The sequence below is a fragment of the Streptomyces sp. NPDC044033 genome, from assembly GCF_056434425.1.
Window position 1 is genome coordinate 51,338 of record NZ_JBWKFF010000007.1, and the last position, 25,113, is coordinate 76,450.

General features: G+C 70.3%; 25 protein-coding genes and 1 pseudogene. 13 read left to right on the top strand and 13 right to left on the bottom strand.

From position 1 onward, the window contains the following. Nucleotides 1–2 precede the first annotated feature (2 nt). On the bottom strand, nucleotides 3–1,517 hold the full coding sequence (locus AC07AB_RS14740; protein WP_478565597.1) for an LCP family protein: 1,515 nt from the start codon (nucleotides 1,515–1,517) through the stop codon (nucleotides 3–5). A gap of 153 nt (nucleotides 1,518–1,670) precedes the next feature. Here AC07AB_RS14740 and tatA point away from each other — a divergent pair. Together tatA and AC07AB_RS14750 are read left to right on the top strand one after the other, a co-directional pair. Next, nucleotides 1,671–1,823: pseudogene (gene tatA / locus AC07AB_RS14745) on the top strand (Sec-independent protein translocase subunit TatA); the annotation flags it as partial. A gap of 298 nt (nucleotides 1,824–2,121) precedes the next feature. After that, nucleotides 2,122–3,060: a beta-ketoacyl-ACP synthase III gene (locus tag AC07AB_RS14750; RefSeq protein ID WP_478565600.1), complete on the top strand. Its 939-nt coding sequence runs from the start codon at nucleotides 2,122–2,124 to the stop codon at nucleotides 3,058–3,060. On the opposite strand, the gene AC07AB_RS14755 is transcribed toward AC07AB_RS14750, so the two are convergent. From AC07AB_RS14755 to AC07AB_RS14765, 3 genes are all read right to left on the bottom strand, one after another. After that, complete coding sequence (locus tag AC07AB_RS14755) at nucleotides 3,048–3,233, bottom strand: hypothetical protein (protein WP_478565603.1); 186 nt, start codon at nucleotides 3,231–3,233, stop codon at nucleotides 3,048–3,050. The two genes, AC07AB_RS14750 and AC07AB_RS14755, sit on opposite strands and share 13 nt — an antisense overlap. Further along, the gene (locus tag AC07AB_RS14760; protein ID WP_478565606.1) at nucleotides 3,230–3,451 is read right to left on the bottom strand and encodes a hypothetical protein; all 222 of its coding nucleotides are present in this window, start codon (nucleotides 3,449–3,451) and stop codon (nucleotides 3,230–3,232) included. Before AC07AB_RS14760 ends, AC07AB_RS14755 begins: the two co-directional genes overlap by 4 nt. A gap of 70 nt (nucleotides 3,452–3,521) precedes the next feature. After that, nucleotides 3,522–4,433, bottom strand: coding sequence for a glutaminase (locus AC07AB_RS14765; protein WP_478565609.1), 912 nt, complete (start codon nucleotides 4,431–4,433; stop codon nucleotides 3,522–3,524). Between the two features lie 163 nt (nucleotides 4,434–4,596). Here AC07AB_RS14765 and AC07AB_RS14770 point away from each other — a divergent pair, with 163 nt between their 5' ends. Beyond that, entirely contained in the window at nucleotides 4,597–5,187 is a 591-nt protein-coding gene (locus AC07AB_RS14770; protein ID WP_478565612.1) for an N-acetylmuramoyl-L-alanine amidase, read from the top strand. A gap of 108 nt (nucleotides 5,188–5,295) precedes the next feature. On the opposite strand, the gene AC07AB_RS14775 is transcribed toward AC07AB_RS14770, so the two are convergent. Then, on the bottom strand, nucleotides 5,296–6,075 hold the full coding sequence (locus AC07AB_RS14775; protein WP_478565615.1) for a helix-turn-helix transcriptional regulator: 780 nt from the start codon (nucleotides 6,073–6,075) through the stop codon (nucleotides 5,296–5,298). A gap of 372 nt (nucleotides 6,076–6,447) precedes the next feature. Here AC07AB_RS14775 and AC07AB_RS14780 point away from each other — a divergent pair, with 372 nt between their 5' ends. Further along, nucleotides 6,448–7,380 (top strand): 1-aminocyclopropane-1-carboxylate deaminase/D-cysteine desulfhydrase, encoded by a 933-nt coding sequence (locus AC07AB_RS14780; RefSeq protein ID WP_478565618.1) that lies wholly within the window; start codon nucleotides 6,448–6,450, stop codon nucleotides 7,378–7,380. A gap of 167 nt (nucleotides 7,381–7,547) precedes the next feature. On the opposite strand, the gene AC07AB_RS14785 is transcribed toward AC07AB_RS14780, so the two are convergent. Then, nucleotides 7,548–9,152, bottom strand: coding sequence for a Na+/H+ antiporter (locus AC07AB_RS14785; protein ID WP_478565621.1), 1,605 nt, complete (start codon nucleotides 9,150–9,152; stop codon nucleotides 7,548–7,550). Between the two features lie 92 nt (nucleotides 9,153–9,244). Between AC07AB_RS14785 and AC07AB_RS14790 the strand changes: the two genes are divergently transcribed. From AC07AB_RS14790 to AC07AB_RS14805, 4 genes are all read left to right on the top strand, one after another. Beyond that, nucleotides 9,245–9,505 (top strand): UBP-type zinc finger domain-containing protein, encoded by a 261-nt coding sequence (locus AC07AB_RS14790; protein ID WP_478565624.1) that lies wholly within the window; start codon nucleotides 9,245–9,247, stop codon nucleotides 9,503–9,505. An 86-nt stretch (nucleotides 9,506–9,591) separates the two neighbouring features. Then, entirely contained in the window at nucleotides 9,592–10,137 is a 546-nt protein-coding gene (locus tag AC07AB_RS14795; RefSeq protein WP_478565627.1) for an N-acetyltransferase family protein, read from the top strand. A 198-nt stretch (nucleotides 10,138–10,335) separates the two neighbouring features. Next, complete coding sequence (locus AC07AB_RS14800) at nucleotides 10,336–10,749, top strand: ATP-binding protein (protein ID WP_116213824.1); 414 nt, start codon at nucleotides 10,336–10,338, stop codon at nucleotides 10,747–10,749. Nucleotides 10,750–10,765: 16 nt separating this feature from the next. Then, nucleotides 10,766–11,683 carry an RNA polymerase sigma factor SigF gene (locus tag AC07AB_RS14805; RefSeq protein WP_478565630.1) on the top strand — a complete coding sequence of 306 codons (918 nt, stop codon included), beginning with the start codon at nucleotides 10,766–10,768 and terminating at the stop codon, nucleotides 11,681–11,683. A 57-nt stretch (nucleotides 11,684–11,740) separates the two neighbouring features. On the opposite strand, the gene AC07AB_RS14810 is transcribed toward AC07AB_RS14805, so the two are convergent. Further along, nucleotides 11,741–12,190, bottom strand: a complete 450-nt coding sequence (locus tag AC07AB_RS14810; RefSeq protein ID WP_478565633.1) for a hypothetical protein — start codon at nucleotides 12,188–12,190, stop codon at nucleotides 11,741–11,743. Nucleotides 12,191–12,362: 172 nt separating this feature from the next. Between AC07AB_RS14810 and AC07AB_RS14815 the strand changes: the two genes are divergently transcribed. Further along, complete coding sequence (locus AC07AB_RS14815) at nucleotides 12,363–13,331, top strand: diacylglycerol/lipid kinase family protein (RefSeq protein WP_478565636.1); 969 nt, start codon at nucleotides 12,363–12,365, stop codon at nucleotides 13,329–13,331. A gap of 322 nt (nucleotides 13,332–13,653) precedes the next feature. Further along, nucleotides 13,654–13,911: a WhiB family transcriptional regulator gene (locus AC07AB_RS14820; protein ID WP_004937597.1), complete on the top strand. Its 258-nt coding sequence runs from the start codon at nucleotides 13,654–13,656 to the stop codon at nucleotides 13,909–13,911. Nucleotides 13,912–14,027: 116 nt separating this feature from the next. On the opposite strand, the gene AC07AB_RS14825 is transcribed toward AC07AB_RS14820, so the two are convergent. From AC07AB_RS14825 to AC07AB_RS14850, 6 genes are all read right to left on the bottom strand, one after another. After that, nucleotides 14,028–15,497 carry a sensor histidine kinase gene (locus tag AC07AB_RS14825; protein ID WP_478566291.1) on the bottom strand — a complete coding sequence of 490 codons (1,470 nt, stop codon included), beginning with the start codon at nucleotides 15,495–15,497 and terminating at the stop codon, nucleotides 14,028–14,030. A 464-nt stretch (nucleotides 15,498–15,961) separates the two neighbouring features. Continuing rightward, nucleotides 15,962–17,032, bottom strand: coding sequence for an SIS domain-containing protein (locus tag AC07AB_RS14830; RefSeq protein ID WP_478565639.1), 1,071 nt, complete (start codon nucleotides 17,030–17,032; stop codon nucleotides 15,962–15,964). Nucleotides 17,033–17,076: 44 nt separating this feature from the next. Beyond that, the gene (locus AC07AB_RS14835; protein ID WP_478565642.1) at nucleotides 17,077–18,612 is read right to left on the bottom strand and encodes a glycoside hydrolase family 3 protein; all 1,536 of its coding nucleotides are present in this window, start codon (nucleotides 18,610–18,612) and stop codon (nucleotides 17,077–17,079) included. 9 nt (nucleotides 18,613–18,621) lie between these two features. Next, nucleotides 18,622–19,452 carry a carbohydrate ABC transporter permease gene (locus AC07AB_RS14840; RefSeq protein ID WP_478565645.1) on the bottom strand — a complete coding sequence of 277 codons (831 nt, stop codon included), beginning with the start codon at nucleotides 19,450–19,452 and terminating at the stop codon, nucleotides 18,622–18,624. After that, entirely contained in the window at nucleotides 19,449–20,441 is a 993-nt protein-coding gene (locus AC07AB_RS14845; protein WP_478565648.1) for a carbohydrate ABC transporter permease, read from the bottom strand. Before AC07AB_RS14845 ends, AC07AB_RS14840 begins: the two co-directional genes overlap by 4 nt. A gap of 200 nt (nucleotides 20,442–20,641) precedes the next feature. Continuing rightward, a complete protein-coding gene (locus AC07AB_RS14850) occupies nucleotides 20,642–21,913 on the bottom strand; it encodes an extracellular solute-binding protein (protein ID WP_478565651.1) in 1,272 nt (423 codons plus the stop codon). A gap of 238 nt (nucleotides 21,914–22,151) precedes the next feature. Here AC07AB_RS14850 and AC07AB_RS14855 point away from each other — a divergent pair, with 238 nt between their 5' ends. The 3 genes from AC07AB_RS14855 to mctP all read left to right on the top strand — a co-directional run bounded on the left by AC07AB_RS14855 (nucleotide 22,152) and on the right by mctP (nucleotide 25,033). Next, the gene (locus AC07AB_RS14855; protein WP_478565654.1) at nucleotides 22,152–22,925 is read left to right on the top strand and encodes a GntR family transcriptional regulator; all 774 of its coding nucleotides are present in this window, start codon (nucleotides 22,152–22,154) and stop codon (nucleotides 22,923–22,925) included. Between the two features lie 219 nt (nucleotides 22,926–23,144). Then, nucleotides 23,145–23,402, top strand: a complete 258-nt coding sequence (locus AC07AB_RS14860; protein ID WP_478565657.1) for a DUF3311 domain-containing protein — start codon at nucleotides 23,145–23,147, stop codon at nucleotides 23,400–23,402. Then, nucleotides 23,399–25,033, top strand: coding sequence for a monocarboxylate uptake permease MctP (mctP, locus tag AC07AB_RS14865; RefSeq protein ID WP_478565660.1), 1,635 nt, complete (start codon nucleotides 23,399–23,401; stop codon nucleotides 25,031–25,033). The genes AC07AB_RS14860 and mctP overlap by 4 nt, the downstream gene beginning before the upstream one ends. Nucleotides 25,034–25,113: the final 80 nt, after the last annotated feature.

Genomic DNA, 25,113 nt, shown 5'->3' on the forward strand with positions numbered 1-25,113 from the left:
GATCACCCGTACGAGAGGTCGGCGCAGGGGTCGGTGTCCGCCGAGCGGGCCTTCTCCTTGACCTTGGCGGGCGCGTCGGGTGAGGCGTCCCCGCCGCCCTTGGGGGCTTCCGGGGACGCCGCGTACGCCTGGCCGACCACCACGGCGACGCCGTCGGCGGTGACCTGTTGCAACTGCGCGCCGGGGAAGAGCCCGGCCACGGTCTTCGCGTGGGCCTCGGCGCCGGGGCCGTACTGGACGACGGTGCCGGTGTGGGACTGCGACTTGGCGGTATCGGTGCGCAGGACGGTGAAGTCGTGGGACTTGAGCTCACCGGCCGCGCGGGCCCCGAGGCCGGGGACGGTGGTGCCGTTGTAGACGGCGACCGCCACTCCCTCGCCGGAGACCGACTCCTTGCCCGGCGAGCCGCCGCCGGGCTTGGACTTCTTGGGGTCGTCCTGCTTGCCGCCCGCGTACTCGCCGTCGAGGGTGCGGTCCGCGCGCAGGGTCGCCCACAGGTTGTCGGCGTTGGGCTGGACGAGCGCGACCCGGGCGCCCTGGTAGCGCCACGGCACGGTGATGAAGTTGATGTTGTGCAGGTCGATGTTCTTGAGGGACATCGCGAAGGAGAGCAGCTTGTCGGCCGAGCCGAGGCCGGGGTCGACGATCAGCGACTTGGTGGCCGCGTCCGCGAGCGGCAGCAGCGTCGTCGGGTTGAGCCCCTGCCCCTTGATCTTCTTGATCAGGCTGGAGACGAACGCCTGCTGCCGCTGGATGCGGCCGATGTCGGAGCCGTCGCCGATGCCGTGCCGGATGCGCACGTAGTCCAGCGCCTTCTGGCCGGCGACGGTCTGCTCGCCCTTGGGGAAGATCTGCTTGCCGCGCGAGCCCCGGTTGGGGTTGAGGTCGCCCTGGTAGACGTCCTTCGGCACGCACACCTTGACGCCGCCGACGGCGGAGGTCATGGCGGAGAAGCCCTCGAAGTCGACGACGACGGTGTGGTCGACGCGCATGCCGGTCATCTTCTCGATGGTGTTCTGCGAGCATGCCGGGTTGCCCTTGGCGCTCTGGCCCACCGAGAAGGCGGCGTTGAACATCGTGTTGGTCTGCTCATGGGTCCAGCTGCCGTCGGGCAGCTTGCACGGCGGTATGTCCACGAGGCTGTCGCGGGGTATGGAGACCCCGACCGCGTGCTTGCCGTCGCCGTAGATATGCAGCAGGAACGCGGTGTCCGAGCGCCCCACGTCGTCCTTGTCGCCGCCGCCCAGCTTGTCATTTCCGCCGGTACGCGCGTCGGAGCCGATAATCAGCACGTTCTGTCCGGCTGCGCTGCTCTTCGGGCGTTCTTGGGCGATTCCGTCGGCGCCGAAGGTGTTGATATTCCCGTTCAGCTTGAAGTAGACCCAGCCGGCCCCCGCGGTCGCCAGTACGACCAGCGAGACCCCGATCACCATGAAGAGACGCAGACGGCTCTTCTTGCGCTTGCCCCTATTGCCACGAGCTCCGCGAGCCCCACGCGTCCCGCGATTCCCGGTCATGTACGCACCACCTTGCTCACGTGCCTCTTTCACACGGCTTCCGGGAAATGAGACGGACTGCCACGGGCATTGGTTGTTCAGTTGCGCAATCTAGCAAGTAATGTGGGGTGCTCAGTGACCCTGTGGGGACGAGTGAAGAGAGGTGGGGCCGACGTGCTGCGTAATGCCCTTGAGCCCTGGCACCTGCTCATCCTGGTGCTGGTGATCGCCGTGGTCTTCGGTTCGAAGAAACTGCCGGACACCGCACGCGCGCTGGGCAAGTCCCTGCGCATCATCAAGAGCGAGACCAAGGCCCTCAAGGAGGACTGACCAGCCGGACCGGCGGGTTGCGCCAGTTCTGGCGGCCGAACGTTGGTGGATCACATGCCCGCGCACCGGGCTCGTACAGTCGAGACTTGAACAGTCGGGACTTGTACTTTCGAGACGTGTGCCTACGGGCGCTTCCGGGTGCCTACGGGCGCTGGGTGCCCACGAGCGCCTGGAGGGCGCCCGCGAGGCCGCTGCCCACGAAGGCCCACGCGTCCCGGCGCGTCGTGAACCACCCCACGCTTGACCGCCCCAGGCTGGAACCATCCAGCTCCAGTTCCAGCAGGAGGATCCGTCGATGACCGGGTCGCGCGTACTCGCCCTCGGCCACTATCAGCCGGCCAGGGTGCTGACCAACGACGACCTCGCGGCCATGGTCGACACGGATGACGAGTGGATCCGCACCCGGGTCGGCATCCGCACCCGCCGGATCGCCGAGCCGGACGAGACGGTCGACGCGATGGCCGCCAACGCCGCCGCCAAGGCGCTGGCGAACAGCGGCCTCGCCGCGTCCGACATCGACCTCGTACTCGTCGCCACCTGCACAGCCGTGGACCGCAGCCCCAACACGGCCGCCCGCGTGGCCGCCCGGCTCGGCCTCGCCGCGCCCGCCACCATGGACATCAACGTCGTCTGCGCGGGCTTCACGCACGCGCTCGCCACCGCCGACCACGCGCTGCGCGCCGGAGCGGCCACCAACGCGATCGTCGTCGGGGTCGAGAAGTTCACCGACGTCGTCGACTGGAGCGACCGCAGCACCTGCGTACTGGTCGGCGACGGCGCGGGCGCCGCCGTGGTCACCACGGCGGCGGAACCCGGCATCGGCCCGGTGGTCTGGGGCTCGGTCCCGGAGATGGGCCACGCGGTCCGCATCGAGGGCACCCCGTCGCGCTTCGCGCAGGAGGGCCAGGCCGTCTACCGCTGGGCCACCACGCAGCTGCCGCCCATCGCCCGTACGGTCTGCGAGCGGGCCGGCATCGAACCCGCGGACCTGGCCGCCGTCGTCCTCCACCAGGCGAATCTGCGCATCATCGAGCCGGTGGCGCGCAAACTGGGCGCCGTCAACGCCGTCATCGCCACCGACGTCACCGAATCCGGCAACACCTCGGCGGCCAGCATCCCCCTCGCCCTCTCCAAGATGATCGAACGCGGCGAGATCCCACCGGGCGCCCCGGTCCTCCTCTTCGGCTTCGGCGGCAACCTCTCCTACGCGGGGCAGGTCATTTACTGCCCGTGACGCGGCGGGCGGCTGGATGGCCGGCGTGTGGCGGGGGCGATGGCCTGGGGGTCGGCGCGGCGGTCCACGCACCCGTCCGGCAGGACCCGGCCGGGCTCCTTCGCGGCCGTACGCGTCCACAGCACGGCACCGTCCACGACGGTGGAGGGGCGTTCGCGATAGTGATCGCTCATGGGACTTCGCGCAGGAAGAGCGCCCCGCACGAGTGGCACATCTTCACCTCGCCGGTGCCCCAGGCGTCGGCCGAGCGGGTGGCGGCCACCGGGGACAGTTCGCGCCCGCACATGGCGGTGGTGTCGTACTCGCGCACCACATGCCAGACCCTGACCTCGGCGTCCGGCTGTCCGGCCGAGGTCCCGTCCTCGTACTCCGCGCGCAGCTCATGGTCCATGGCGGTCGCACCTCCTCGTATGTCCCACGATGCGCTCGCGGCCGGAGGAGCGCCACCACATACGGACCGATCAGAACACCGACCAGCCCGTGAGCGTGGTGAAGTGGTCGAGAGCCGCGACACCGGCCACCGAGTTGCCGCGCGAGTCCAGGGCCGGGCTCCAGACGCAGAGCGTGCAGCGGCCGGGGATGACGGCGACGATGCCGCCGCCGACGCCGCTCTTGCCGGGCAGGCCGACGCGGTAGGCGAAGTCGCCGGCCGCGTCGTACGTACCGCAGGTGAGCATGACCGCGTTGACCTGCTTGGCCTCGCGGCGGGGCAGCAGCCGGGTGCCGTCGGCGCGCAGCCCGTGCCGGGCGAGGAAGCCGCCGGCGAGCGCGAGGTCGCGGCAGTTCATCTCGATGGAGCACTGCCGGAAGTAGTGGTCCAGGACGGTGGGGACGTCGTTTTCGAGGTTGCCGTAGCTGGCCATGAAGTGGGCGAGGGCGGCGTTGCGGTCGCCGTTCTCGCCCTCGGAGGCGGCGACCTCCAGGTCGAAGCCGACGCCGCGGTTGCCGCTCTCGGCGCGCATCAGCTCCAGCGTGGCGGCCCCGGCGTCGCCGGTCAGGGTCTGGAGGCGGTCGGTGACGACGAGGGCGCCGGCGTTGATGAAGGGGTTGCGGGGGATGCCGTTCTCATATTCGAGTTGCACCAGTGAGTTGAAGGGATTTCCGGACGGTTCCGTGCCGACCCGTTCCCAGATCATGTCGCCGCCCTCGGCGAGGACCAGCGCGAGGCTGAACGCCTTCGAGATGGACTGCACGGAGAACGGGGCCTCCCAGTCCCCCACGCCGTACACACCCCCGTCGACGTCGGCGACCGCTATCCCGAAGGCCGTCGCGTCCACGCAGGCGAGCGCCGGAATGTACCGGGCGACCTGGCCGCGTCCGACCAGCGGCCGCACGAAAGCGGCGACCTCTTCGAGTACGGCCTGGTAATCCACTGGCCCGAGCTTCCTGTCCCTGCGGCGTCGATGTGCTGATCCAACCGCGGCCGGATCGGCTCGCACGATATCCGAACGCCTGGATCACCTGCGAACTTTCCGGTAAAAGCAGGTCATACGGACGTACGCGACCGGCGTCCGCCCCACCTGAAAGGAGGCGGCCGTGGCCCCACCCATGTCCGCGAGCGAATTCATCGACGCCCTGAAGGACGAGGGCATCACCGTCGTCGAGGTCGGCGGCTGGCGCACCCGCAACCGCGCCGGCCACGGCGGCTGGGGCCCGGTCAACGGCGTGGTCATCCACCACACCGCGACCAAGGGCACCCAGCACACCGTCGAGCTCTGCCGCGACGGCCACCCGGACCTGCCGGGGCCGCTGTGCCACGGCGTCATCGCCAAGGACGGCACGGTCCACCTCGTCGGCCACGGACGCGCCAACCACGCCGGGCGCGGCGACGACGACGTGCTGCGCGCGGTGGTCGCCGAAAAGCGGCTGCCGCGCGTGAACGAGTCCAACACCGACGGAAACGTCCACTTCTACGGCTTCGAGTGCGAGAACCTCGGCGACGGCAAGGACCCGTGGCCCGAGGCCCAACTGACGGCGATCGCCAAGGCCGCCGCCGCGATCTGCCGCCACCACGGCTGGAGCGAGCGCTCCGTCATCGGCCACCTGGAGTGGCAGCCGGGAAAGATAGACCCCAAGGGCTTCACGATGGACTCCCTGCGCGACCACGTCCGGGACCTTCTCAAATGACCCCCGAGGCCGCAAGGAGGACGTGAACTGCCAGGCCACTGTGCGGCGGGCCACGACGGGCCGCCGCACACGACCGCCGGTGCGCACCGCGCCGGCGGCCGGTGGCGGTCACTCCGGCGGGACGCTGTACCGCTCCATGACCGCCTTGGAGGTGGAAGCGTCCATGAGGCGCAATTCCCAAGGTCCTGTGTTGATGTCGAAGTCCTTGCCGAAGCCGACCCATTTGCCGGCCATGCGCCGGCCGGTCGGCTCCACGAGCATCTGCATCGCCCCGTGGTACGCGGCGCTCTGGTAGTAGCCGTCACCGGCCGTCTGCTCGGTCCACGTGCCCGTGACCACGCTCTGCTCCACCGTGAGGTCCAGCGAGAGCGGGGAATCCGGGTTCGACGAGGCGCCGCGCAAGGACCGCCCCGTCAGCCGCTTGCCGTGCTGGACGAGCACCACATAATGCTTGCCTTCGAGCTCGGCGTCACGACCGGACGAGTAGAACTCGTACCGGGACAGCCACACGCCTCCACAGGTGAGCCCGGTCGCCCGCGAGGCCGGCTGGGGCTCCGCCGAAGCGGCGGCGATGCCCTCGGCGCCCGGCGCCATGTCGTGTCCTCCCCTGCCGTCGCCCCGGACCCTGGCCATCGGTACCTGAAGGGCGAACCCGAGCGCTTCGACCGGTACCCCGGTGACCCGCTCCAGAGCACGGGCGTACACCGGCCTCGGCGTCCGGCTGATCCCGGCCTCCCAGCGCTGTACAAGCCTCTTGCTGGCGTCGTTCGGCTCCCCCAGCTCGGCTCCCGCCCGGCGGAGCTCCCTCGCCAGATCGTCCTGGCTCAGCCGCAGACCGATCCGTACGGCGCGCAGGGCGTCATTCGGCACATGCACAGCGGTGGTCATGGCCTTCACGCTAGCTCTGACTCTCCATCAATGACACCGGTTTGACGCCTTTCGGGGGACATCTGATTGACGCCCTTCACGCCGCCGCGCCGGCAGAGGCGCGAGCGCCACGATCGCGACACCCGTCAGCGACAGAGAGCGATCGTGCGATGAACCGCGAACCAGCAGCGCCAACAAACCAGGGACACCGCTTGATGAGCATGAGGGTGTCCCGCGACGGCGGTCGCACCTGGAGCCCTGAGCAAGTGTTCCGGAGCGCGACCCGGCCGCCCCCTTGCTCACCGCCGCATGGCCGCCGTGCCGGTGCCCACAGTGCGGGCGCGGCTGAGGGCCGTGGGGCGGCCGCATCGTTGCAGCGGTCAGAATGGGCAGGTGAGCCCGCTCCTGGACATCGAGACCGCCCTTCGGCCGCGGCTGCCGTCTCCGCTGCACGAGGTGCGTGACGAGCGGTTCGCCCGCAGGGGGCTGCGGCTGCTGCTGAAGCGGGACGATCTGATCCACCCCGACCTGCCGGGCAACAAGTGGCGCAAGCTGGCGCCCAACCTGCGCGCCGCCTCGGAAGGCGGCCACCGCACCCTGCTGACCTTCGGCGGCGCCTACTCCAACCACCTGCGCGCCACCGCCGCCGCCGGCCGCCTGCTGGGCTTCGCCACCGTCGGCGTCGTACGCGGCGACGAGCTGGCCGGCCGGCCGCTGAACCCCTCCCTGGCCCGGTGCGCCGCCGACGGCATGCGGCTGCTGTTCGTCAGCCGCGGTACGTACCGCCGCAAGGCGGAACCCGAGGTGCTGGCGGAACTGCTGAGCGCGGCCGGCGCCGACGAGGAGTGCTACGTCATACCCGAGGGCGGCAGCAACGCCGCCGCCGCGGCCGGGTGCCGCTCCCTGGGGCAGGAGCTGCGCGGCGCCGCCGACGTCGTCGGGGTCGCCTGCGGTACGGGCGGCACGCTCGCCGGGCTGGCGGCCGGACTGGAGGGCGCGGGGGCGGCCATCGGCTTCCCGGTGCTCCGCGGCGGCTTCCTCGCCGACCAGGTCGAAGGTCTCCAGCGCGCCGCCTTCGGCGCGCGCCGCGGTGACTGGCGGCTCGACGAGCGCTTCCACTGCGGCGGCTACGCCAAGCGCTCCGCCGCGCTCGACGCCTTCGCCGACGACTTCGCCGCACGGCACGGCCTGCCCCTGGACCGCGTATACGTCGCCAAGGCGCTCTACGGCCTGACGACACTCGCCGAGGAGAACGCGTTCCCGCGCGGCACCACGCTGGCCGCCGTCATCACGGGCCACGGCGACACCGTCCCGCCGACCACGTGAGACCAACCGGCCTCCCAGCCCGATCGGCCCGCCCGGCGCTTGAGCCGCCAGGGGGCGCCTCCCAGCGGTAGCTGGGCGGGGCCTGAGGGCCGGGGCCCGGGCAGAGCCCCGCGCACGACCCCCGGGGGGCTGGGCCCCGTAAACGGCCCCCCACGGCGGAGCCCCCGTCACTCCGCCGCCCCCTCCTCGCGATAAGCCGCGGCCTCCTCCAAGTCCAACCGCCGCAGCAGCGTGCGCAGCATCTCGTCATCGATGCGGCGCGCGTCCCGCAGCTCCACGAACACGTGGCGTTCCGCGCCGATCATCTCCCGGGCCAGCCGCCGGTACGTCTCGTCGGCCGATTCCCCCGTGGTCTCGTTCACCGTCCCGAGCCGCTCCCACACGGCGTTGCGGCGGCGGTCCATGACCGTGCGGAGGCGGTCCGCCAGCGGCTGCGGCAGCGCGTTGCGGTCGTCGGCGAGGAGTTCGGCCAGCCTCCGCTCGGCGGCGGTGGAAGCTTCGTTCTGGGCCTGCGCCTCGGCGAGGGTCTCGGCCTGGGTGTCCCGGCCCGGCAGCTTCAGCCGGCGGATCAGGGCGGGCAGCGTGAGGCCCTGTACGACGAGTGTGGCGATCACCGTGGTGAACGTCAGGAACAGCACCAGGTTGCGGGCCGGGAAGTCGGTGTCGTCGTGCGTGGTCAGCGGGATGGAGAAGGCGATGGCCAGGGAGACCACCCCGCGCATGCCGGCCCAGCCGACGATGACGGGCGCCGTCCAGTTGGTGTCGGGTTCGCGTTCGCGTACGCGGGCGAAGAGGACGCGCGGCAGGAATGTGGCGGGGAAGACCCAGACGAAGCGGGCCGCCACGACGGCGACGAAGACGGCTGCCGCGTACCAGGCGGCCTCCGCGACCCCGTACTCGCCGAGCCCCTTCAGCACGACCCGCAGCTGGAGGCCGATCAGCGCGAAGACGGACGACTCCAGGACGAAGGCGACCATCTTCCAGACCGCCGCCTCCTGGAGCCGGGTCGCGAAGTCGACCTGCCAGGAGCGGTGGCCCAGGTAGAGGGCGACGGTCACGACGGCGAGCACCCCGGACGCCCCGAAGCGCTCGGCGGCCGCGTACGCGGCGAAGGGGATCAGCAGCGAGAGCGTGTTCTGGAGCAGGGGCTCCCGCAGCCGCTTGCGCAGCCAGTGCAGCGGCACCATCAGGACGAGACCGACGCCGATGCCGCCGACCGCCGCGAGCCCGAACTCCTTGATGCCCTCGCCCCACGTCGCCCCCTCCCCGACGGCCGCGGCCAGCGCCACCTTGTAGGCGGTGATCGCGGTCGCGTCGTTCACCAGGGACTCGCCCTGGAGGACCGTCGTGATGCGCGAGGGCAGCCGCAGCCGGCGCGCGATGGCCGTGGCGGCGACCGCGTCCGGCGGGGCGATCACCGCGCCCAGTACCAGCGCGGCGGTGAGCGGCAGGTCCGGCACCACGAGGTAGGCGACGTAGCCGACGGCGAGGGCCGCGAAGAGCACATAGCCGACCGAGAGCAGCGCGACCGGCCGCACATTGGCCCGCAGGTCCAGGTACGAGCTGTCGAGCGCCGCGGTGTGCAGGAGCGGCGGCAGCAGCAGCGGGAGCACGATGTCCGGGTCGAGGGTGTAGTCCGGCACCCCGGGTACGTACGAGGCGGCGAGCCCGACGGCGACCAGCAGCAGCGGCGCGGGCACGGGCCCCCGGCGGGCCACGCCCGCGACGGCCGCGCTGACCGCGACGAGCATCAGCAGTGGCATGACGTCCATCGGTTACGCCCCCATCCTCATCATGTGCCGCTCCGGCTCCCTGTCGTCCGGGACGGCTCCGCCGCCCGCCTACCCGATCTAACCTGGTCATCATGAGCGAGTGCCCCCATGTTCCCGAGCTGCCGCGCCCCGAGCCGGCTCCGCTGAGCGCCACCTGCACGGAGTGCCTGGCGGCCGGCAGCCATCCCGTGCAGTTGCGGCTCTGTCTGGTGTGCGGGCACGTCGGCTGCTGCGACTCCTCCCCGTTCCGGCATGCCACGGGGCACTTCGCGGAGACCGGGCACCCGGTGATGCGCAGCTTCGAGCCGGGCCAGAACTGGCGCTGGTGCTTCACCGACCAGCGGATCGTCTGAGGCCCGGGGCGCGCGCCGGCGCGGCCCGGGGCCCCTCCCCGGGCTGCGCCGACCGCGTTGTCGGACCGTCCGGTTAGCATGCAGTCATGATCCGAGCCGCCACCGCCGCCGACGTACCCGTCATCCACGCGATGATTCGCGAACTCGCCGCGTACGAACGGGCGCTGGAGGACGCGCGGGCGAGTGAGGAGCAGCTGTGCGAAGCGCTCTTCGGGGAGCACCCCGCGGTCTTCGCTCTGGTTGCGGAGAGCGACGAAAACGGCGCCGGAGCGGACGGAGGTCCGGTCCAACCGGTCGGCTTCGCGCTGTGGTTCCGTAACTATTCGACGTGGACGGGCACGCACGGTATCCACCTTGAGGATCTCTATGTGCGGCCTGAATCGCGCGGTGGAGGTCACGGAAAGGCGCTTCTCGCGGCTCTCGCGCGTATATGCGTCGAGCGTGGGTATCAGCGTTTCGAGTGGTCAGTGCTGGATTGGAACGAACCGTCGATCGACTTCTACCGGGCCATCGGCGCCGAGCCGATGGACGGGTGGACCGCACAACGGTTGTCCGGGGAGCCGCTCCACACTCTCGCAGCGATAGCGGAGAGTGACGGAAACGCCAACAGGACGACTTCTCTTTCGATTTGAGGCCGCAGACCCCTAGCCACTGTCCGTACTCATGGGCTTACCATGAGTGACAGTCGTGGGGCTGCGGCACCGCGACCCAGATCGCGATAGCGTCGCGGGCGAACCGTGTGCCGCGCCGGATCCCCAGCCTTCGTCACGAGGACTGCGGGACCGGCGCTCGTAACAGCTCAACAAGCTTGTGCCACCTTGGAGGTGAGGGTGTCCCAGATCGCAGGCGAGCCCGGGACTCAGGACTTCGTGGAAGTCCGGCTGCCCGCTGCGGGTGCCTACCTGTCGGTACTGCGGACGGCGACAGCCGGCCTCGCAGCCCGTTTGGATTTCACTCTCGACGAGATCGAGGATCTGCGCATCGCCGTGGACGAGGCGTGCGCGATCCTGCTGCAACAAGCCGTTCCCGGCAGTGTTCTCAGCTGCGTCTTCCGCCTGGTCGGGGACGCTCTTCGGGTGACCGTATCGGCGCCCACCACGGACGGCCGCGCCCCTGAGCGCGACACCTTCGCCTGGACGGTGCTCTCCGCGCTGGCCGGCGAGGTCGACTCGACGGTCGCGGACGACCGTACGGTCAGCATCAGCCTGCACAAGAAGCGCGGCGCAGGTCCCGGACAGCCGTGACAAAAGAGGGGGCTCCGTGAGTACTGCATCATCGCGGGGAGTGCGCACCCCGGGCATCCCGCAACAGCCTGCCCGGCCGCACCCGGCGGACGTGGAGCCGGAGCAGCCCGGCGACCGACCAGAGCGGGCGGACCACATGGATCAGCACCGGCATCAGACGTGGCACCAGCACCACGACCCCCGTGATCGCAGTGGTGCGCGAGCGCTCTTCTTCGAACTGCGGGAGCTTCCGGTGGGCTCGCCCGAGCGGGCCGAGCTGCGCAACCACCTCGTGCGGCTGCATCTGCCGTTGGTGGAGCACCTCGCGCGGCGGTTCCGCAACCGGGGAGAGCCGCTGGACGACCTGACCCAGGTCGCCACGATCGGTCTGATCAAGTCCGTGGACCGGTTCGACCCGGACCGCGGTGTGGAGTTCTCCACGTATGCGACGCCCACGGTCGTCGGCGAGATCAAGCGGCACTTCCGGGACAAGGGCTGGGCGGTGCGGGTGCCGCGCCGGCTCCAGGAGCTGCGGTTGGCCCTGACCACGGCGACCGCCGAGCTGTCCCAGCAGCACGGCCGCGCGCCCACGGTGCACGAGCTCGCCGAGCGGCTGAGCATCTCCGAGGAGGAGGTGCTGGAGGGGCTGGAGTCGGCCAATGCCTACAGCACCCTCTCCCTGGACGTGCCCGACACCGACGACGAGTCCCCGGCCGTCGCGGACACCCTCGGGGCGGAGGACGAGGCGCTGGAGGGCGTCGAGTACCGCGAGTCCCTCAAGCCGCTGCTGGAGGATCTCCCGCCGCGCGAGAAGAAGATCCTGCTGCTCCGCTTCTTCGGCAATATGACGCAGTCGCAGATCGCGCAGGAGGTCGGCATCTCGCAGATGCACGTCTCCCGGCTGCTGGCCCGGACGCTCGCACAGCTCCGCGACAAGCTGCTCGTGGAGGAGTGACCGGCCGTCCGGACCGGCCGCCCGGCCCCGGCGCCTCGGGAGAGGCGGCGGGCCCGGCTACGCGTCGCGGGGGCCGATGCCCAGCGCTTCGGTGGCCGTCGGGTTGACCAGCAGGGCCAGTACGACCACGGCGACGGCGGCGAGCGCCGCGCCGACCGCGATCAGCGCGCCCCCGTTGCTGATGAGCGTCCAGGCGACGGGCAGCGACAGCAGTTGCGTGATCATCGCGGGCCCGCGGCTCCAGCGCCGCCGCAGCAGCAGCCCGCGGGCCGCGATCAGCGGCAGGGCGGCCAGTGCGAGCACGGTCAGCCCGCCCGTCTCCGCCTGCATCCGGCTGTCGGGGTCGCCCACCAGCCCCATGACCAGCATGTACACACCGAGGCCGACGAGGGCCACGCCTTCGAGCGCGGCGAGGGCCGCCGCCGCGGTCAGCCGGGCCGGTCGCGGGCCGGCCGGCGCGGGGTCTGCGGCCGCTGAGGCGGCGTTGGGGCTCTGCTTGGGACTCACCCCAGCAGGGTAGCCCGCCGGGCCCGTGAGCGGCCTTCCAGGGAGTGCGCGGGGCCGAGTCCGTACGGGCCCGGGGTCGGGGCTCGGGGGACGGCGGGGGACGAGCCGGGAGACAGGGTGGGAGATGGGCCAGGAGCGGGACACATACCCACAGGTAGGTAGTCTGGCGCCCATGCGCGCGCTTCTCGTGGTCAATCCGTCGGCAACCACCACCAGTGCCCGCACCCGCGATGTCCTGGTGCACGCGCTCGCCAGCGACCTGAAGCTGGAGGTCGCGACCACCGAGTACCGGGGGCACGCCCGCGACCTCGCGCGCCGGGCCGCCGAGGACGGCAATACCGGCCTGGTCGTGGCGCTCGGCGGCGACGGCACGGTGAACGAGGTCGTCAACGGCCTGCTGAGCGGCGGCCCCGATCTGGCGGGCCTGCCGCGGCTCGCCGTGGTCCCCGGCGGTTCCACCAATGTCTTCGCCCGGGCGCTGGGGCTGCCCAACGACGTCGTCGAGGCGACCGGCGCGCTGCTGAGCGCGCTGCGCGAGGGCACCGAGCGCACGGTGGGCCTCGGGCTCGCGTCGGGGACCCCGGGCACGGAGGACGAGGGTGTTCCGGAACGCTGGTTCACTTTCTGCGCGGGGCTGGGATTCGACGCCGGAGTGATCGGCCGGGTGGAACAGCAGCGGGAACGCGGCAAGCGTTCGACCCACGCTCTGTACGCACGACAGGTGTTGCGGCAATTTCTGGCCGAGGCGAACCGCCGGCGCGGCACGATCACCCTCGAACGGCCGGGCGAGGATCCGGTCGAGGATCTCGTCGTGTCGATAATCTGCAACACCTCGCCATGGACCTATTTCGGCAACAGGCCGGTTTACGCGACCCCCGAGGCGTCCTTCGACACCGCCCTTGACCTGCTCGCATTCACCAGGCTCTCGACCCCGACGGCCGCCCGTCATATGACGCAGCTGGTGACGTCAACACCGGACCGCGGCCCGCACGGGAAGCATGTGGTGGGCGCGCACGACTTGACGGCCTTCACCTTGCATTCCCAGGTTCCGCTGCCCTTCCAGATGGACGGCGACCATCTGGGACTGCGTACGAGCGTGACGTTCACAGGCGTACGCCGGGCACTGCGTGTGATTGTGTGAGTGGTAGGGGCTAAAGTCCTTCCACTCGAACGTTTAGGCTGGGTTCCACCCCCTGGAAGTACGGCTGTGACCTAGCCGACACCGAGGAATCCAAAAAAACTTTCCGGAAGGGGTTGTATCCGCCGCCGAGGTTTGCGACTCTCTTCATGGCGATCGGGACGGCCGCTCATCACCGGCCCCCTTGAGAGCCCGAACCCCCTCCTCTTTTCTAGGACCACACCCGTTCTTCGACGTGGCGTCGGCCCTTCATTCGCGGGGGGATTCGTGAAAGCGTTCACATTCACAAGCGATGTAACCCGCAATACGAGGAGAGGTAGCAGCCATGGACTGGCGTCACAACGCCGTTTGTCGTGAGGAAGACCCGGAGCTGTTCTTCCCCATCGGCAACACCGGTCCTGCGCTGCTGCAGATCGAGGAAGCCAAGGCCGTCTGCCGCCGCTGCCCCGTCATGGAGCAGTGCCTGCAGTGGGCGCTTGAGTCCGGCCAGGACTCCGGCGTCTGGGGTGGCCTCAGCGAGGACGAGCGCCGCGCAATGAAGCGCCGCGCCGCCCGCAACCGGGCGCGTAACGCTACCGCCTGACGACGCCCCTCGGCCCCCGAGCCGCAGCGCGCAGTACCCCCGATGCGCACAGCAACGTGAGTTGTGGAGCCCCGGACCGTATCCACGGTCCGGGGCTCAGTGCTGTGGTCCGAGGCTCAGTGCTTTTCGCCGCGCACCGGGATGTCGAGGATGACGCGCGTGCCGCGCTCGGGCGCGGGCACCATGTCGAACGTTCCGTTCAACTCGCCCTCCACCAGGGTCCGTACGATCTGGAGGCCGAGGTTCCCGCCGCGCTGCGCGTCGAAGCCCGGCGGCAGCCCGCACCCGTCGTCCTGCACGGTGACCCTCAGTCGCGACTCCTCGCGCACCGCGGTACGCACCGCCAGCACCTCGACCGTGCCCTGCTCCCCCGGCCCGAAGCCGTGCTCCAGCGCGTTCTGGAGGACCTCGGTGAGCACCATGGACAGCGGGGTCGCGACCTCGGCGTCCAGGACGCCGAACCGCCCCGTGCGCCGGCCCGTCACCTTGCCCGGGGCGATCTCGGCGACCATGGCCAGGACGCGGTCGGCGATCTCGTCGAACTCGACCCGCTCGTCCAGGTTCTGCGAGAGCGTCTCGTGCACGATCGCGATCGAACCGACCCGGCGGACCGCCTCCTCCAGCGCCTCCCGCCCCTCCCCCGAGCCGATCCGGCGGGCCTGGAGGCGCAGCAGCGCGGCGACGGTCTGGAGGTTGTTCTTCACCCGGTGGTGGATCTCCCGGATGGTCGCGTCCTTGGTGATCAATTCGCGTTCGCGACGGCGCAGTTCGGTGACGTCGCGCAGCAGTACGAGCGAACCGATGTGGTTGCCCTTCGGTTTGAGCGGGATGGCGCGCAGTTGAATGACGCCGTCGTCGCCCTCGACCTCGAACTCGCGCGGCGCCCAGCCGCTGGCGAGCTTGGCGAGCCCCTCGTCGACGGGGCCGCGGACGGGTGCCAACTCGGCGGTCGCCTCGCCCAGATGGTGTCCCACCAGGTCGGCGGCGAGGCCCAGGCGGTGGTAGGCGGAGAGCGCGTTGGGGCTGGCGTACTGCACGATGCCGTCGCCGTCGAGCCGGATCAGGCCGTCGCCGGCGCGCGGCGAGGCGTCCATGTCGACCTGCTGGCCGGGGAAGGGGAACGCCCCGGCGGCGATCATCTGGGCGAGGTCGGAGGCGCTCTGGAGGTAGGTCAGCTCCAGCCGGCTCGGGGTCCGTACGGTCAGCAGGTTGGTGTTGCGGGCGATGACCCCGAGTACCCGGCCCTCGCGCCGGACCGGGATGGACTCGACGCGTACGGGCACCTCCTCACGCCACTCCGGGTCGCCCTCGCGGACGATCCGGCCCTCGTCGAGCGCGGCGTCCAGCATGGGCCGGCGGCCGCGCGGCACCAGGTGGCCGACCATGTCGTCCTGGTACGAGGTGGGCCCGGTGTTGGGCCGCATCTGGGCCACGGAGACGTACCGCGTGCCGTCGAGGGTGGGCACCCACAGGACGAGATCGGCGAAGGAGAGGTCGGAGAGCAGCTGCCACTCGGAGACCAGCAGATGCAGCCACTCCAGGTCGGAGTCGCCGAGGGCGGTGTGCTGGCGGACCAGGTCGTTCATGGAAGGCACGGCTGTGAGCGTACCCGCGTTCCCCCGAAAGCCCGTTTCGGGTGGTGCGGGCGGCCCGTCGGGGCGGCTGCCGGGGCCGCGAATTCTTCTGCTTCCGGGGCCTCAATACTTCGCCGCGCGCATAGACAGCGGCGAATGGTCTAGTCCACAATGGACGGGTAAAGCCTCCGCTCTCCCCGCACAGGAGGGCGGATCGAGGACCGTGGCGCTCTCTGCCCTGACCGCGTCCGGACCTCAGTCGGCCTCACCGGCCGCGGGGCCCGCACACCTCGCGCCACCGGTCGGCCGATGTCTGCTCCGGGCTGCGGTGCCGGTCGGGTTGAGGGTCCCGTCCTGGCGCCGCGGCCCGAAGTGTTTCCGGCGGCCGGCGCGGACCGCAGCGGCCCGAAGACCTTCCACGACAGCACAGGACCCCTCGCCCGGGACGGGCGAGGGGTCCTGTCGTGCGTACGGGCTCAGCGGGTCTCGGTGACCTTCGCCAGGGCGCGCGGGGCGTCCGGGTCCTGGCCGCGGGCGATGGTGACCTCGTAGGCCAGGAGCTGCAGCGGAAGGATCTCCAGGAGCGGCTGGAGCTCCTCGGGCACGCCCTCCGTCGGCAGGGCGAAGCCCGCGGACGCCTTGGCGACCTCGGCCTCGCTGCCGATGACGACGAGGTCCGCGCCACGGCCGCGGAGCCGTTCCAGGACGGGCTGGAGCGCCTCGCCGCCCTTGCCCTCGGTGACGATGGCGATGACCGGCGAGATGGCGTCGATCATCGCGAGCGGGCCGTGCAGCAGGTCCGCGCCGGAGTAGGAGAGCGCCGGGATGTAGCTGGTCTCCATCAGCTTCAGCGCGGCCTCCTTGGCGGTCGGGTAGCCGTAGCCGCGCGAGGTCAGCACCATCCGCTCCGCGAAGCGGTAGCGGCCGGCGAGCTGCTTGACCTCCTCGCCGCGCGCCAGGATCTGCTGGGCCAGCTCGGGCAGCGCCTTGGCGTCGGAGCCGTCGCCGCCGCGCAGCCCCTCGACGAAGAGGTAGAGGGCCAGCAGCTCGGCGGTGTACGTCTTGGTGGCGGGGAGCGCCTTCTCCGCGCCGGCCAGCACGTCGATGTGGAACTCGGAGACCGCGGCGAGCGCCGAGTCGGCGTTGTTGGTCACCGCCAGGGTGATCGCCCCGGCCTCGCGGGCCGCCTTGGTGGAGGCCACCAGGTCCGGCGAACCGCCGGACTGACTGACCGTGATGACCAGCACGTCGGTGAGGTCCGGCTGGGCGCCGTACGCCGTCGTGGTGGACATCGAGGTGAGGCCGCACGCCATGCCGAGCCGCACCTCCAGCAGGTACTTGGCGTACAGCGCCGCGTTGTCGGACGTGCCGCGCGCGGTGAGGAGCACGAACCGCGGCTTCTTCGCGGCGACGGCCTCGGCGATCTCCCGGATCTTCGGCGCGCCCTCGTCGAGGATGCGGCGCAGCACGGCGGGCTGTTCGGCGATTTCGCCGGACATGATCCGGCCCGGCTGCTCGCTGTGCCGGCCGGGAGTCGTGGCGGACATGCTGGGTGCCTCCAAATGGCTGTGTTGCGTACGAACCACGGGGCTCAGCGCCCGGCGCCCTTGCCGGTGATGACCTCCGCGGCGGCCCGTCCGCAGACGCGGGCGGCCCCGTGGGTCGCGATGTGCGGCGCTCCGGCCGGCGGCGCCTGGGGCACACCCATCTCGACGACGGCCGTCTCGGGCCGGGCGGCGAGCAGGGCTTCCAGTGCGTCGGCCATCCAGGGGTGCCGGTGGACGTCGCGTACCACTGCGACGATCCTACGTTCCGCGGCGGCGTCGAGCACATTTGCGATCAATGCGGGCGTCCCCTGCGCGGCGGCGAGTTCGCCGTCGTACGTCCCGGTCACGGTGCCGGGGAGGAGCAGCGCGAGCTCGGCGGCGAGCCCCCAGGGCGTCTCGTCGCCGACGGCGATGTTCGCGACGGGGGTGAAGGCGGCGACGTAGGCGGGCTCGGTCAGCGGTTCGTACGAGCCGGTCACCCGCAGTGCGCGGCGGGCGGCGATGAGGCCCACCTCGGGGGCGGGCGCGGTCCCCTCCTGCTCCGCCGCGCCCGCCTCCGAGGTCCAGCGCGCCAGGGCGCGCACCCGGGCCGCGGCGTCGGCGAGCCGCTCCTCGGACAGCTCGCCCGCGCGTACGGCCGCCACGAGCGCGTCGCGCAGCCGCAGCACGGTGTCCGCGTCGGCCGTGTTGCCGCCGACGCAGATGGCGTCGGCGCCCGCGGCGACGGCGAGCACGCTGCCGTGCTCGATCCCGTAGGTGCCGGCGATGGCGTGCATCTCCATGCCGTCGGTGACGATCAGCCCGTCGAAGCCGAGGCCGCCCTCGCTCTCGGGGGCGCGCAGCAGGCCGTGCAGCGTGGTCGGGCTGAGGGTGGCGGGCAGGCTCGGGTCGAGCGCGGGCAGCAGGATGTGGGCGCTCATCACGGACTTGGTGCCGGCCGCGATGGCGGCCCGGAAGGGCGTCAGCTCGCGGGCGTAGAGGGTGCCGAGGTCGGCGCCGATCCGCGGCATGTCGAGGTGCGAGTCGACGGCGGTGTCGCCGTGGCCGGGGAAGTGCTTGGTGCAGGCGGCGACGCCGGCGGACTGCATGCCGTCGACGTAGGCCGCGGTGTGCCGGGCGACGAGGTGGGGGTCGGCGCCGAAGGACCGTACGCCGATGACCGGGTTGCCCGGGTTGGAGTTGACGTCCGCGGAGGGCGCCCAGTTGAGGTTGACCCCGCATTCGGCCAGCCGCCGCCCCAGCTCGCGGGCCACGGCCCGGGTGAGCCCCGGGTCGTCGACGGCGCCGAGCGCGAGGTTGCCGGGGAACGAGGAGCCGGTGCGGACCTCAAGCCGGGTGACGTCCCCGCCCTCCTCGTCGATGGCCACGAGGATGTCCGGGCGCTCGGCGCGGAGCTGCGCGGTGAGCGCGGCGAGCTGCTCGGGGGTGGCGACGTTGCGGCCGAACAGGGCGACGGAGGCGAGCCCCTCGCCGATTCTGCGCAGCAGCCACTCCGGCGCTTCGGTGCCGGTGAAGCCGGGTTGCAGGACGGTGAGCGCATCCCGGGTGAGGGTGTCGGTGTCGCGTGCCAGGGTCGTCATGGGCGGGCGTTATCCCTTCACTGCGCCGGAGGTGAGGCCGCCGACTGCCTTGCGCTGAAGGATCAGGAAGACGAGGAGGATGGGGACGGCGAACAGCGAGGAGGCGGCCATGGTGGCGCCCCAGTCGTCGCCGAAGGTGGTGCGGAATCCGGTGAGCCAGACCGGGAGGGTCTGCGCGTCCGGGTCCTTGCTGAGGATGAGGACGAGCGGGAACTCGTTCCAGGCGGTGATGAAGCCGAACAGCGAGGTGGACATCAGCCCGGGGGCCAGCAGCGGGAAGACGACCTTCACGAACGCCTGCCGGCGGGTGCAGCCGTCGACCATCGCGGACTCCTCCAGCTCCTTGGGCACGGCGGCGATGAAGCCGCGCAGCGTCAGGATGGTGAAGGGCAGCACCATGATCGTGTAGAAGGCGGTGAGCGGCAGCAGGCTGTTGAGCATGTCCGCGTCGCGCACGACCAGGTAGATGGCGATGACCATGACCTCCCAGGGGGCCATCTGCGCCATCATCATGATCAGGATGGTGCTCTTGCGTCCCTTGAAGCGCATCCGGGCGATCGCGAAGGACGCGGATACGCCGATCACCAGCGAGAAGAGGACCGCGAGCACGGTGACCGTGAAGGAGTTGCCGACCAGCGTCCAGAAGCCGTCGGCGTTCATGGCCTTGGAGAAGTGCTCGAAGGTCGGGTTGATCGGGAACCAGACCGGCACCTCGCTGATGACGTCGTTGTTCTGCTTGAAGGCAGTGGCGAACATCCAGTAGACGGGGAAGACGAACCCGATGAAGAGAACGACCGCGGTCGCTCCCGGCCAGATACGGCCCAGAAGTGAGCGCCTCACAGCTCGTCCTCCTCTTGCTTCAAGACGATGCGGAAGTAGTACGCCATCAGCGCCAGCAGGATGAGGATGGTGAGGATGGAGATCGCGGCGCCCATCCCGAAGTGCTGGCTGCCCATGCCTTCCACGAACGCGTGGACGGGCAGGGTCTCGGTGAGGTGGTCGGGGCCGCCCTGGTTGATGGCGTAGACCTGCGCGAACGCCTTGAAGACCCAGATGATCTCCAGGAAGGTCGTGGCCAGGAAGAAGGGCTTGAGCATCGGGAACGTCACCGAGGTGAAGCTCTTCCAGGCGCCCGCCCCGTCGAGTGAGGCGGCCTCGTACAGCTCCTTGGAGATGGTGGTCGTCGCCGCGTAGAGGTTGAAGGCGACGAAGGGCACCGACTGCCAGACGATCAGCACGATGATGACGAAGAACGTCGAGTACTGGCCGCCGATCCAGTTGTAGTGGGCCATCGAGTCCCAGCCGAACTGGGTCAGGACGTAGTTGACGACGCCGAAGCGCTCGTCGAAGAGCCACTGGAAGACGGTGGTCGCCGCGATGACCGGCATCGCCCAGGCGAGCGCGAGGCCGAGCATCAGCAGCAGCCGCATCTTCTTGCCGAGGCGGGCGAGGAGCAGCCCGACCAGGGCGCCGATCACCATGATCAGGACGACGTTGACGACGGTGAACAGGACGGTCCGGAGCGTGACGCTCCAGAAGTCGGAACTGTTCAGCTGGTCCGCGTAGTTGTCGAACCCGGTCCACTCGGTGACGTGCTGGATCAGCTGGCGCGGATTGAGGTTCTGAAACGAGATGAGGCCGTTGTTGATCAGCGGCCAGCCGAGCAGCACCACCGTGACGAGCGCCGCGGGGAGAATCAGGAGGTACGGCGTCGCGCCGCCCCCCGCGCGCCGTCCGGCGCCGCGGGCACGCTTGCCCGGTGGTGGCCCGGCGCTCCCGGCCCCAGGGGCGACGAGGTCCGGGGGGACCTCTTTCGACTCGATGGACATGGGGTTCTTCTTCCTGCGCCGAGCGCGCCGTGCGTGGTCGTACCAGGGGCCCGTACGGACCCGGCCGAAGCCGTCGGCCGGAGGCCGGAAAAACCGGAGAAGCCGGAAAGCCGAAGAGGGGTCCGTACGGACGGAAGTCCGTACGGACCGAGGTGTGCCGGTCCGTACGGAGGTGACGAGCGGGCTCGGGCCCGCCCGGTTCACTGCTTCTGGCTGAGCCTCTTGTTCATGTCGGGCTCGACCTGCTTGGCGGCCTCGTCGGCGGACTTGCCGCTCAGAACTGCCGTCATGTACGCCTTGATCGGGTTCGGCTCGTTCTCCACCGCGGCCCACTCGGGGACCAGCGGGGTGGTGCCGCCGCCCGTGACGGCGGGGATCATCGCCTCGGCGGCCGGGTTGCCCTTGACCTGCTCCATCAGCGACTGCTTGTTCGGGACGTTGCCGGCCTCCTTGGCCAGCGCGCCCTCGTTCTTGTCGGACAGCGCGACCTTCAGGAACTCCTTGGCGAGCTCCTGCTTCTTGCTGCCCGTGGCGACCGCGAGGTTGGAGCCGCCGAGGAAGACGCCCTCGGGCTTGTCCGCGGTCTCGCCGGGGAGGGTGAAGTAGCCGATGTCCTTCTTGATGGCAGGGTTGGTCTCGATGGAGACGTTCGCCTCCCAGCCCATGCCGATGAACGCGCCGGTCTTGCCCTTGCCGAAGATCTGGCCCTGCTGCGGGTTGGCCTCGTCCTTGTCCTTGGGCGCCGTGCTGAAGGCCTGGTACTGCTTGTAGATGTCCATGGCCTTGGCGATCTTCGGGTCGGCGAGGTTGCTGACGAGCTTGTTGCCGTCCTTCTTCACCGGGTCGCCGCCCTGACCGATGATCAGGCCATCGAGGACGTACCAGCTCTGGCCCGGCAGGTAGAGCGGGTCGGCGTCGCCCTTCTTCTTGACCGCGTCGAGGTCCTTGAGGAACTCGGTGCGCGTCTTGGGCGTGTCCTTGATGCCGGCGTCGGCCCAGATCTTCTTGTTGTAGACGACGACGCGGTTGGCGGCCCACCACGGCGCGGCGTACTGCTTGCCGTCGTAGATGGAGGACTTGTTGATGGACTCGGTCCAGTCGGCGCCGATCTCCTTCTTGAGGTCGGACAGGTCCTCCAGGCCGCCGGTCTGCGCGTACATCGGGGTCTGGGTGTTGCCGATCTCGACCACGTCCGGCGGGTTCGACTCGGAGAGCGCCGTGGTCAGCTTCTGCTGGATGCCGTTCCACTTCTGGATGGTGACCTTGAGCTTGGCGCCCGTCTTCTTCTCGAACTCGGCCTGGACGTCCTTGGTCCACTTCGCCGGATTCGAGCCATCCATGAACCAGACGTTCAAGGTCTCGCCCTTGAAACCGTCGGCACCCGTCTTCTTGTCGCCGTCGCCGGACCCACAGGCCGCAACACTCACCAACATGGCCGCGACACCTGTCGCCGCTATGAGCCCACGCTTCACAGCACTCTCCTCAGACCGACTGTGGTCTTTAATGGTTTAGACCAGTGCCCGCAGCTTGGCCTAGACCTTTTGGGGTGTCAAGGGTGTATAAGAGTCGCTGTCAGGTCCGTTATCGGACCGACACCTGAGGCCGGAGGCTTCGGCACAGGTCCGCTCGGGCCTTGCCCGTGCCACGATGTGACGCGAATGGACGGAGGAGCCGGTGACGGCAGCAGGTTCGGAGTCGGGAAGGCGCACCTTGACGACCGATGGAGGCACCGCGGAGAGCGGCGCCGCCGGCACGGCCGGTGTGACGCGCACCGCGCGCGTCCCCAAGTACTACCGCCTCAAACGGCACTTGCTGGAGATGACCGAAACCCTACCCCCGGGAACCCCGGTTCCTCCAGAGCGCGCACTGGCCGCCGAGTTCGACACCTCCCGCACGACGGTACGCCAAGCCCTCCAGGAACTCGTCGTCGAAGGCCGCTTGGAGCGTATCCAGGGCAAGGGCACCTTCGTGGCCAAACCCAAGGTATCGCAGGCGCTCCAACTCACCTCCTACACCGAGGACATGCGGGCCCAGGGGCTCGAACCCACCTCCCAGCTCCTGGACATCGGCTACGTCACCGCCGACGACCGGCTCGCCGGGCTGCTCGACATCACCGCGGGCGGGCGGGTACTGCGCATCGAGCGGCTGCGGCTGGCCAGCGGCGAGCCGATGGCGATCGAGACCACCCACCTGTCGGCGAAGCGCTTCCCCGCGCTGCGCCGCAGCCTGGTGAAGTACACCTCGCTCTACACCGCGTTGGCCGAGGTCTACGACGTGCACCTGGCCGAGGCCGAGGAGACGATCGAGACATCCCTGGCCACCCCGCGCGAGGCCGGCCTGCTCGGCACGGACGTCGGCCTGCCGATGCTGCTGCTCTCCCGCCACTCGCTCGACGCGCGGGACGAGCCGGTGGAGTGGGTGCGCTCGGTCTACCGGGGGGACCGGTACAAGTTCGTGGCGAGGCTGCGGCGGCCGACGGACTGACCCCCGCTCCCGGACCGGACGCCCGGACCGGCTGCCCGGACCAGGGCTGCCGGACCGGGGCGACCGGCCCGGTGGGTTGACGCCCGTACCCCCCTGACCTGCGGGTCCGCGAAGCGTGTCCGTACCGATATGCGGACGGGGGGTGACGTCCGGAGGGGGGCTCCTCTAGATTTCCTGCGCACTACGCGGAAGATCGGTCAAGGGGACGGAGCACGTGCCATGTCGGAACCACCCAAGGCCGAGCGGAGGCCGGTCGTCACAGCCCCGCTCGTCGTGGCGGGCGTCTGCCTCGTCATCCCCTTCATCGCGATCCTGTGGGTCGGCTCGTACGCGAAGACCGCCCCGGCCTTCATCGGCATCCCGTTCTTCTACTGGTACCAGATGGCCTGGGTGCTGATCTCGACCGTGCTCACCTCCATCGCGTACGTCATCGTGCGCCGCCACGAGCGGGCCCGTAAGGCGGGTGCGTCGCGATGAACCACGGCGTGAACGGCGTCGCCCTCGCCGTCTTCATCTTCTTCTTCGTGGCCGTCACGGTCATGGGCTTCCTCGCCGCCCGCTGGCGGCGCGCGGACAATCCTGCGAGCCTCGACGAATGGGGCCTCGGCGGCCGCAGCTTCGGCACCTGGGTCACCTGGTTCCTGCTCGGCGGCGACCTCTACACCGCGTACACCTTCGTCGCCGTGCCGGCGGCCGTCTACGCGGCGGGCGCGGCCGGGTTCTTCGCGGTCCCGTACACGATCCTCGTCTACCCGCTGATCTTCACCTTCCTGCCCCGGCTCTGGTCGGTCTCGCACAAGCACGGGTACGTGACCACCTCGGACTTCGTGCGCGGCCGGTTCGGCTCCAAGGGGCTCTCGCTGGCCGTGGCGCTGACCGGCATCCTCGCCACGATGCCCTACATCGCGCTGCAACTCGTCGGCATCCAGGCCGTCCTGGACGTGATGGGCGTCGGCGGCGGCGAGAACACCGGCTGGTTCATCAAGGATCTGCCGCTGCTCATCGCCTTCGCCGTACTGGCCGCCTACACCTACTCGTCCGGGCTGCGCGCGCCCGCGCTCATCGCGTTCGTCAAGGACGGCCTGATCTACATCGTCATCCTGGTGGCGATCATCTACATCCCGATCAAGCTCGGCGGCTTCGACGACATCTTCGCGAAGGCGGGCCACGCGTTCGAGCAGATCAATCCGGCCACCGGGAAGCCGCGCGGCGAACTGGCCAGCGGCGACAAGTCGCAGTGGGCGTACGGGACGCTGGCGCTGGGGTCGGCGCTCGCGCTGTTCATGTATCCGCACTCGATCACCGCGACGCTCTCCAGCCGCAGCCGCAACGTGATCCGCCGCAACACCACCATCCTGCCGCTGTACTCGCTGATGCTGGGGCTGCTGGCGCTGCTCGGCTTCATGGCGATCGCCGCCGGCGTCAAGGTGAAGAACGGCCAGCTCGCCATTCCGCAGCTGTTCGAGGACATGTTCCCGGACTGGTTCGCGGGCGTCGCCTTCGCCGCCATCGGCATCGGCGCGCTCGTCCCCGCGGCCATCATGTCGATCGCGGCGGCCAACCTCTTCACGAGGAACATCTACAAGGACTTCATCAAGCCCGAGGCCACGCCCGCCCAGGAGGCGAAGGTCTCCAAGCTGGTCTCGCTGCTGGTGAAGGTCGGCGCGCTCGCGTTCGTCCTCACCATGGACAAGACGGTGGCGATCAACTTCCAGCTGCTGGGCGGGATCTGGATCCTCCAGACCTTCCCGTCGCTGGTGGGCGGCCTGTTCACACGCTGGTTCCACCGGTGGGCGCTGCTCGCCGGGTGGGCGGTCGGCATGGTCTACGGCACGGTGGCCGCGTACGGCGTGGCGAGCCCCACCCAGAAGCACTTCGGGGGCAGCAACGACGAGATCCCGGGCATCGGCGAGATGGGCTACATCGGGCTCACCGCGTTCGTGCTCAATGCCCTCGTCACGGTCGTGCTGACCTTCGTCCTCAAGGCCGTGAAGGCCCCGGACGGCGTGGACGAGACCTCCCCGTCGGACTACACGGCGGACGCGGGCGACCCGGGCGTGCGGCAGGAGCTGCCGCCGGCCACGGCGGGCGCGCCGGGCAGGCACTGAGCCGTACGGACACACGCAGGGCGGGGCCCCGGCTGTCGGCCGGGGCCCCGCCCGTTCGTTCAGGGCGCGGCGTCAGGGAA